The 7,877-nt window shown below is 57.2% G+C and carries 10 protein-coding genes and 2 pseudogenes; 4 read left to right on the top strand and 8 right to left on the bottom strand.

All coding sequences use genetic code 11. The annotated features are described in order from the left end of the window. Positions 1–17: 17 nt before the first annotated feature. From ACP15P_RS07200 to ACP15P_RS07180, 5 genes and pseudogenes are all read right to left on the bottom strand, one after another. A complete protein-coding gene (locus ACP15P_RS07200; protein ID WP_424927820.1) occupies positions 18–1,118 on the bottom strand; it encodes an IS110 family RNA-guided transposase in 1,101 nt (366 codons plus the stop codon). A gap of 350 nt (positions 1,119–1,468) precedes the next feature. Then, a complete protein-coding gene (locus ACP15P_RS07195) occupies positions 1,469–1,648 on the bottom strand; it encodes a DDE-type integrase/transposase/recombinase (RefSeq protein WP_424927840.1) in 180 nt (59 codons plus the stop codon). Continuing rightward, positions 1,615–1,740, bottom strand: a pseudogene (locus tag ACP15P_RS07190) (IS3 family transposase); the annotation flags it as partial. The gene ACP15P_RS07195 and the pseudogene ACP15P_RS07190, both read right to left, overlap by 34 nt. Before the next feature lie 12 nt (positions 1,741–1,752). Continuing rightward, entirely contained in the window at positions 1,753–1,899 is a 147-nt protein-coding gene (locus tag ACP15P_RS07185) for a hypothetical protein (protein ID WP_424927819.1), read from the bottom strand. Further along, on the bottom strand, positions 1,899–2,171 hold the full coding sequence (locus ACP15P_RS07180) for a transposase (protein WP_424927818.1): 273 nt from the start codon (positions 2,169–2,171) through the stop codon (positions 1,899–1,901). The genes ACP15P_RS07185 and ACP15P_RS07180 overlap by 1 nt, the downstream gene beginning before the upstream one ends. 121 nt (positions 2,172–2,292) lie before the next feature. On the opposite strand from ACP15P_RS07180, the gene ACP15P_RS07175 reads away from it, so the two are divergent. The 3 genes from ACP15P_RS07175 to ACP15P_RS07170 are packed head-to-tail and all read left to right on the top strand — an operon-like array spanning position 2,293 to position 3,975. Continuing rightward, positions 2,293–2,742: a hypothetical protein gene (locus ACP15P_RS07175; protein ID WP_149615550.1), complete on the top strand. Its 450-nt coding sequence runs from the start codon at positions 2,293–2,295 to the stop codon at positions 2,740–2,742. Between the two features lie 6 nt (positions 2,743–2,748). Beyond that, complete coding sequence (locus ACP15P_RS23120; protein WP_481736471.1) at positions 2,749–2,997, top strand: DUF7737 domain-containing protein; 249 nt, start codon at positions 2,749–2,751, stop codon at positions 2,995–2,997. A gap of 45 nt (positions 2,998–3,042) precedes the next feature. Then, positions 3,043–3,975, top strand: coding sequence for an IS5 family transposase (locus tag ACP15P_RS07170; protein ID WP_106473594.1), 933 nt, complete (start codon positions 3,043–3,045; stop codon positions 3,973–3,975). A gap of 139 nt (positions 3,976–4,114) precedes the next feature. Here ACP15P_RS07170 and ACP15P_RS07165 read toward each other — a convergent pair whose 3' ends face one another. After that, positions 4,115–4,279 carry a hypothetical protein gene (locus ACP15P_RS07165; RefSeq protein ID WP_211299417.1) on the bottom strand — a complete coding sequence of 55 codons (165 nt, stop codon included), beginning with the start codon at positions 4,277–4,279 and terminating at the stop codon, positions 4,115–4,117. Positions 4,280–4,373: 94 nt separating this feature from the next. Between ACP15P_RS07165 and ACP15P_RS07160 the strand changes: the two are divergent. Further along, a pseudogene (locus ACP15P_RS07160) lies at positions 4,374–5,495 on the top strand (IS110 family RNA-guided transposase). Between the two features lie 653 nt (positions 5,496–6,148). On the opposite strand, the gene ACP15P_RS07155 reads toward ACP15P_RS07160, so the two are convergent. Both ACP15P_RS07155 and ACP15P_RS07150 read right to left on the bottom strand, forming a co-directional pair. Continuing rightward, positions 6,149–7,369 (bottom strand): type II toxin-antitoxin system HipA family toxin, encoded by a 1,221-nt coding sequence (locus ACP15P_RS07155; protein WP_106473593.1) that lies wholly within the window; start codon positions 7,367–7,369, stop codon positions 6,149–6,151. Next, positions 7,362–7,664 (bottom strand): helix-turn-helix transcriptional regulator, encoded by a 303-nt coding sequence (locus ACP15P_RS07150; protein WP_106473592.1) that lies wholly within the window; start codon positions 7,662–7,664, stop codon positions 7,362–7,364. Before ACP15P_RS07150 ends, ACP15P_RS07155 begins: the two co-directional genes overlap by 8 nt. Positions 7,665–7,877 lie beyond the last annotated feature (213 nt).

The following is a 7,877-nucleotide window of genomic DNA, read 5'->3' as shown; positions in this document are numbered from 1 at the left end:
GATCCTTGGACGCCCTTCTAACAGTCAAGGGCTGATTTGGTCCGGGCGATCTCGAGGTTTCGTTTCCGGATGATGTGGTAAACCTCCCGGGCAAGGTAGCGCTTCAGACATCGGATCGCCTCCATTTTTGATTGGCCGTCTGCGACCCGTCGCTCAACATAAATTTTTGTTCGCTCTTCGGTTCGCAGACGGCCAATGGCGATGATGTGCAGGGCAGAGTTGGCAGCCCGGTCTCCACCGCGGTTCAAACGGTGGCGCTGAACTTTCCCCGATGACGCCGGAACGGGACTGACACCGCAGAGTGCTGCAAACCCCGCCTCCGACTGCAAACGGTCGGGATTGTCGCCAGCGGTTATCAAAAGCTGTGCCGCCGTTTCATATCCAATGGACGGGCGTGCGATCAAATCCGGTGCCAGGCTGTCGATGATTTCCTTAATCAGGGCATCGAGGTCAGCGGCCTCATCGGTCAGCTCGAGATACCGGCGTGCAAGCGACTTCAGTGCGATCCTGTAGGCCGATGTTACGTTCCCTCCGTCCGACAGATCCGGGCGCCACGCTGCAAGTGTCCGGATCAGTTGCATCCGGCTCATGGAACGGAGTTGCTCCCGCAGGTGATCCGGGGCGCTCACAATGTTGGTCTGGATCATCTGAAGGGCAACACGGCGGGCGGAGATTGCTGTTTTCCTGCAGGTTTTCAGAACACGTAACGCCTCGATCATGCCATCCCGGCTTTTGGGTGTGACGGTCCGGGCTCCAGAGAAAGCTGCATGAGCCGCGTTTACCGCATCGAGCGTGTCGTCCTTGCCGCGCCGCCGCCGGTCTGCTTTGTCCGGTGCCGTCACTTCCAGAACCGTGATGCCGGCATGCTGAAAATAGCGCAGCAGCCCCGCCCCGTAGGTCCCGGTGCATTCAATGCCGACGCGCTCCAGCTCTCCAAATGACAGCATCCAGGTCAGCATTCTTTTGTATCCATGACGCGTCGTGGCAAATGTTTCCGTTGCCAGAAGCTGATCCCGCGCATCGACAATGGCCGCGACATGAAGGTCTTTATGTGTATCGACCCCGGCAGTAACCTGGGCAATTGTTGTGGGATCAACAGTGTTGTGGTCTTTGGGCATGTGTGTCTCCGATGCTGGAATGAATTGATCCGCATCGGCCAAATGTCTGGACAGGACAGTAAAGTGACAAAAGTCAGGCCCTTCTCGGGTCACAGGCACAGCTGAGGCGGAGCCTCACCGCCCGATGCCCACAGGCCTCCGACAGGTCCAGGGAATGACACGGAAATCCCGGTCGATCGCTGTTTGGGTCAGGAGGCCTGGAACACCTTGCGGTACCAGCTTCCTCTCGGTCGACCCAATGCTGCAAGTGCCTGGGAGAACTGTCGGAAGATGGCCATCACACTATTACTATCCGTATTGATACTCTCAGATGAACCGTATTTGGCGATGGTTTCGTTTAAGGCGTCCACTCAGAAGTCCGCGTGCATCGTGTTGCTTAACCGCCAGCTCAGCTCCTTGCGTGTGGCCCAATCCATGATTGCGACCAGATACAAGAACCCGTTCCGCACCGGCACGAAGGTGATATCGGCGCACCAGACTTGGTTCGGGGGCGATTGTAGATTGCCACCAAGCCGATCTTCGCCATCAATCGCCTTAAACGATGCCGTCCTATAACAACCTCTTCCCGACGCAGATAGGCTGCGATCTGGCGGATGCCTAAGAACGGATATTTGGTGAACACCAGGTTGATCTCTTACATCATCGCCAGAGTGTCAGCATCGATCCCGACGGGCGTGTAATGGAACGCCGACCGGCTGAGCCGCACCAACTTGCATTGTTGACCGATACTGAGCTGCGGGTAGCCCCGCTTGATCATCGCGCGTTTCTTCTCGGGGCTCATCACCTCAGCCCTTCCGACAAAAAATCGTTCTCGACCGCTAACCTCCCGATCTTGGCGTGTAGCTCTTTCATCTCGGCTTCGGTCGGGCCGCTCTGCTTGCCGCCCGAAAACACATCGGCCATGTCTTCGATGGCTTGTCGCTTCCATGTGCTGACTTGGTTCGGATGCAGCTGATGCGTTGCCGCAATCTCCTGCACGGTCTTGTCACCACGCAGCGCTTCCAACGCCACATTCGCTTTAAACTGATCTGTAAAATTCCGGCGCTTCGCCATTCTCGTATCCCTTCAAAGGTTTGGGGTACACCTTAGCTGACTGTCCAGTTTTTTGGGACCACTTCAGTGGACCGACGCCGAGCGCTACACTGGAGTTTATTTCAACCGGATGGCCGCCCATATGTTGAAACAGCTCCAGATGGCCACCTTGATGGCTGCGCGCGGATGGCGCTATCAACTGATGGGCGCCTATGATGACGGCCTTGATGATCAATGGGCGTACAAGAGCTTTGTCACCAGTGACCCAACAGCCGAATACCTGTTGCACACCAATTGGGACCAAGAGAACTGGAACGTTTCAGGCATCTATCTTTATGTCGGCACCGATCAACTGCGTTTTGTCCGAAATAGCATTCCGGTAAGGCTAGAGACCGTTCCGCCGCGATTGTTGTCTGAAACGATGCGTGAGACCGATCTGTTTGAAGGGGTTGCCAGTGTCGGCAACGATCCTGCTTGGGTTGATCAAGGCCCTACACCGGAAGCTCGAAACTATTGGCAGAGCTACTCATTTGGCAAACTCAATGGGTTTGCCAAGACCCGAAAACAAGTGCTCGAATCCTTGCTGCCGTGACTCAAAATTCGCGATGTGGCCCATATCGACGGAAAATTCTTGATTGTTGAGGGCAAGCTGAACACCTGCAAGATCCATCTAGGATCATCAAGCATCCTGATGTCGCCGGGGGACCGTTATCTTTGCATCGTCCCTGGGGGAAGCGTTTCCAAGTCCGCCCAGGTCGCACTGCCATTTGAAGGGGATAACCGGCTCTCTGTTATCCTGTCCAAGGCGCTCATGTTGGCCGATGACGGGCGTTGTTGCAGAACTTGACCGATACAGATTCACCACGAGAATCCGGTGGGTTAAGAGGCTCGCATGAGCAAGCCCGAACCCGCCCGCTACCGCACGACGAACTGGAAGTCCTACAACGACGCGCTGAAACAGCGCGGCTCGCTGCTGATCTGGCTGCACAAGGACATGGTGTGGCTGGCACCCAGGGCCGGCCGCAACGGTCTCCCTGTTGTGTTCTCGGACGCAGCGATCCAGTTTTGTTTGATGGTGAAAGTGCTGTTCGGCCTGCCGTTGAGGCAAACGACCGGGATGGTGGGCAGCATCCTGACGATGGCCGGGCTGGACTGGCCGGTGCCCGACTTTTCCACCCTGAGCCGACGCCAGAAATCCATCACCGTCCAGATGTCGGGCCGTCGCGCGGCAGGCCCGCTGAACCTGTTGGTGGACAGTACCGGGATCAAGTTCCTCGGCGATGGCGAGTGGCTGGCCCGCAAGCATGGAACCCATCGCAGGCGCCAATACCGAAAAGTTCATCTGGCGATGGACACCGGCACCGGCGACATCCGGGCGGTGGAGTTCACATCCAGCAACAAAGGCGACAGTCCGGTCCTGCCCGAACTGCTGAGCCAGTTGCCGCCAGAGGAACAGATCTGTACCGTGACCGGTGATGGCGCCTACGACACGCGCCGCTGCCATACGGCCATCCTGGATCGAGGCGCGGCCGCCATTATCCCCATCCGCAAGAACGGGCGCTTTTGGAAGGAAGACTGTCCGGCCGCAACGGCTCGCAACGAGACCCTGCGCGCCACCCGGCACCTCGGGCGAACCATCTGGAAGCGATGGACCGGCTATCATGCCCGAAGTCGGATCGAGGCAAAGATGCGATTCCTGAAATCCTTCGGCGAACGCATCGCCTCACGAGACCCCGACCGCCAGACCGCTGAATTCCACATCCGTATCGCTCTCATGAACCGCTTCAACGAATTCGGCATGGCCGAGATCGAACGCGTGGCCTGAACTCAATGGGAAAGGGAAAACTCGCTCAGTTGCTGGGTTCTGCAACAATGCCGGTTCGATAGCAAGATGAAGCGACCTAGCTGACAACCTTGTTTTCGCCGATGAAGGCCAGGGCGGTGAACCCGCCCTAGCGCTAAGGTCACTCAGTGACCGGATCTTCATCCCGGCGCGGGAAGGCGACCATTTCGACATCGGGGAACATGCTGTGTTTGACGTTGATCGACGTGATGTTGCCGCTGTCGTCGGTGTTGACGAAGAGGACGCCGCAGCGGTCCCAGACAGTATGACCACACGGCAGCCCCACGCTTGCCTCTGCACGTGGCTCGCTTCCATCGTGTGCAAACGATGAACGAGGGCTGCACCATGAGTGCCGAGCCTCATGCACAGGGAGATGGGCCATGTCGGAATATAGTGTATTCGTGGGCCTTGATGTCCACAAAGAAACAATTGCGGTAGCAGTAGCCGAAGCGGCTCGAGGGGGCGAAGTTCGGGAGTAGGGAGAGATAGCAAGCACGTCGGATTCTGTTGCGCGGCTGTTGAAGAAGTTAAACGCGCGTCCCGATCGGCTGCATTGTGTATATGAAGCAGGGCCTTGCGGTTATGGCCTATACCGGCAGATTCTGGCAGATGGCCACGCCTGCGAAGTTGTGTCGCCAGCCCATACGCCACGTCGCCCGGGCGATCGGATTAAGACGGATCGGCGTGACGCAGTGACGTTGGCACGGCTGTCTCGTGCCGATGAGCTGACTTCGGTGTGGGTCCCGGATGAAGTCCATGAAGCGATGCGCGACCTGATCCGGGTGCGCAATTGTGCTACAAAGGATGTACGATGCGCGCGGCAACGCATGACAAGCTTTTTGCTTCGCCAGGGCCGCATCTGGGGCAAAACAACTTGGAAACGCAGCCACCGTAGATGGCTGGCCAATCAGAGTTTTCCTCGCCCGGCTCAACAGGTTGCATTTCAGACTTACCTCAATACAGAGGAACAAGCTGAGGCTCGGCGCGATAGTATCGAAGAACAGATCCAAATTTTTGTGCCGTACTGGTCGCTCGCGCCTGTTGTCGAAGCTCTGCAAGCCCTTCGAGGTGTCGCGTTGATTACGGCCGTGACGCTCGTCGCTGAGATCGGCGATATCCGCCGTTTCGAGCACCCGCGCCAGCTAATGGCGTTTCTGGGCCTCGTTCCGGGAGAACGCTCTAGCGGTGAAACCACACGCCGAGGCCGGATCACGAAAACGGGGAATGTACTGGCGAGAAGCATACTGATCGAAGCAGCATGGGCTTACCGGCAGCCCGCGAAAATTGGAATGCAAATGATGCTGAGGCAGGAAGGAATTCCTCAGGTTGCAAAAGACATAGGCTGGAAGGCACAGGTCCGCCTTTGTGGGAGATACCGTCGCTTGGTTGCCCGTGGAAAGAAAATGCCTTTGGCGATCACAGCCGTCGCTCGAGAGCTGGTCGGCTTCATATGGGTTTTGGCGCACACCGTGGAACCTAACGCGCAGAATACACAATCATAACCATCCGAAAGGTAGAACTAAAAACGATGCGGCGGGCTGGGTGCCGGGGAAGGTCAGGGAATCCCCGAGAACTTGTAGGGCAAAACCATCAGGTTTCACGCCCGCGTCCCAGACAAGGGTCCCGCGACGTATGCCGGAATGCGCTTTGAACGTGCGGATTAGAGTATGATCAGCCGTCGCACATTGCCCCGGCATCCTGCCCGCCGCATTTGCACACAAGCAATCCGCCAACTTAGCCGGTGCGGCCCATATGTGTTGGGATGAAGACTTGACTGCGGTCATTAGAGAAGTTCTTGCCGTCTTTTTCGCCGGATTTGACGTTCAGTTTCAGAGTTTGAGTAGGCATCTTTTGATCCTCACTTTGAGTGTTTCGATGAACATGACCAAAGCTGGCACCAAGGGGATGTCAGCGAGAAACTTGCTTCGCGAGGAATGCGCTGGCGCAGGGGAATTTTCTTGTTGAAGCGGGGCTTGCCCCGCGTCTGCTACGGCTGCCTGCTTATGTTCAGCAATCAGAAACACGGCGTTGAGGGTCTGAGTTCGGCACTCCAAAATCGACCTGCCACGTCATCACGCATCGAAATGACCAAGGACCTCAATACCCGCTGCCGCTAAACGGCTTTCGGTCAATCCAATTCAACAGCGGCCCCAGTTCACGCGCGCGCCAGATCCACTTCTTCGTGCTCGAAGGCTGTCGCCATCTCCCTGATCTCTCGCTCCGGAGCCCCCAAGGCACGGGCAACGTCACGCCAAGCCATCGTTGCTTCGGCTACCTCTGCAATGATGCGGTCTGCCTCGCCGCGTTCGAGAAGATAGGAGTCATGTTGCGCGCGGTGCAGGGCAATGCTGGCGTCCGGATTGTCGTCATCAACGTAGCTCTTGAGCACCCGTGGTTGGTTCGGCACAGGATTGATGTCGTAGGCCGGTGAGAGGTGCCAGCCGCCCCGCCCACGCAGAAATCCGTGATTGCGCATATGGTCATCGAGGTTCGTCACGAGAATGGAAAAGGCAACCCGCCGGTAGAGCTCCTCGCGATCTTGGTCGGGCGTTACGCTTTCTGAGGTGATGATATCGGCCAGGTCTAAATAGCTGTAGCTTTCGCCATCTTTGCCGCCCAGCATCGCCATGGCTGAGATGAACGGGATCCTGCCGTCATCGTTCCGGTCAAACCGATGGGACAAGAAGACCGGTTTGTCGCCTTCCATCTCAAGCGTGTGATCAGAAACCGTAATTCCGGCGCGTTTTGCCAGCTCTAGTGCGATGGCTTCCCAGCGTTCCACGCAATAGGTGTCCGTCTCCTTCGGGAACTTGGCGACAGATAGGCGGCCGTGCTGGTCAAGGATGCTGGCCTTCGGCCGAGCACCCCCGAGGGAACTTCCCGGTGCAAACAGCATTTTGAGGTCTTCAGCGGTCTCCTCCCCGCGAAGAACGCGTTGGGAGGCATTCAGCAAATCCCCGAGGCTTACGAGCGCAGGCACACCAATGCCCTCGCGCGCTTGAAACGCGCCATCAACCCTGAAGCGCAGCGCACCCAAACGGGTCTCGTCATTTACGCCAAGCAGGTAGTCTGTTTCTTGCAGCGTTCTTGGACGTCGCCCTTCGGCTTCTGCCATGCGACCCTCATAGCGCCGCATCACCGTTCGCCCCCAGGTATCGGGGGCAGAATCCCCAAGCGGTGCCAGCATGTCCTGCCCGGCCTCAGGAACGAATTGCCCTTTGACGAGAGGCATGTCCCGCGAAAGCCCGAAGGCATTTTCGTCGGCAAGCCAATCGTCATGATAGGTAAAGGATACCCGCTCTCGGCCCCGCCCCGCTGTGCGGTGGAGCGTGCCAACCCGTTTCAACCCCTTCCAGTCGATCCAGACCTCAACCATTTTTCAGTCTCGCGCGCTGCGGGAGGTCATCCAGGGCCATCTGCTCACCGACCGGGTCATCCAGATCCCCCCAGCCTTTCAAAAGGCCGAGCGCCTGCAAAACAGCAACGTAGGTGCCGATCTTGACTGCGGGGTTGCCGCTTTCGATCTTGGCGACGGTCTGCCGCGTTGTGCCAGCACGCTGCGCAACAATTTCAGCGGTCAATTTGCGGCGCAGTCGCGCAACACGAATGTTTTTCCCAAGTGTCACGAGCTCTTTACGTGCCGCTCTAGGCATTTTGATCGGAACAGCCATAAAGATACCTCCAGAGAACACTAAGCTGATATAAGTTAAGCTGAGAATACATTAATGTCAATTTTCACCGCTTAACCTGACGATCCAACACCCCAGCTCGCACCACGACTTATGTTATCTCAACATAACATTGAGAGAATTAAGGTTACCAGTACGAAACATGGCCTCGTTACCTCACCGCACTCATACAACGCGTCTGCTTGAACGAAACGA

It is taken from the genome of Amaricoccus tamworthensis, from assembly GCF_049800875.1.
In the GTDB taxonomy this organism is placed as follows: Bacteria; Pseudomonadota; Alphaproteobacteria; order Rhodobacterales; family Rhodobacteraceae; genus Amaricoccus; species Amaricoccus tamworthensis.
This window is presented reverse-complemented; position numbering and strand designations above follow the sequence as displayed.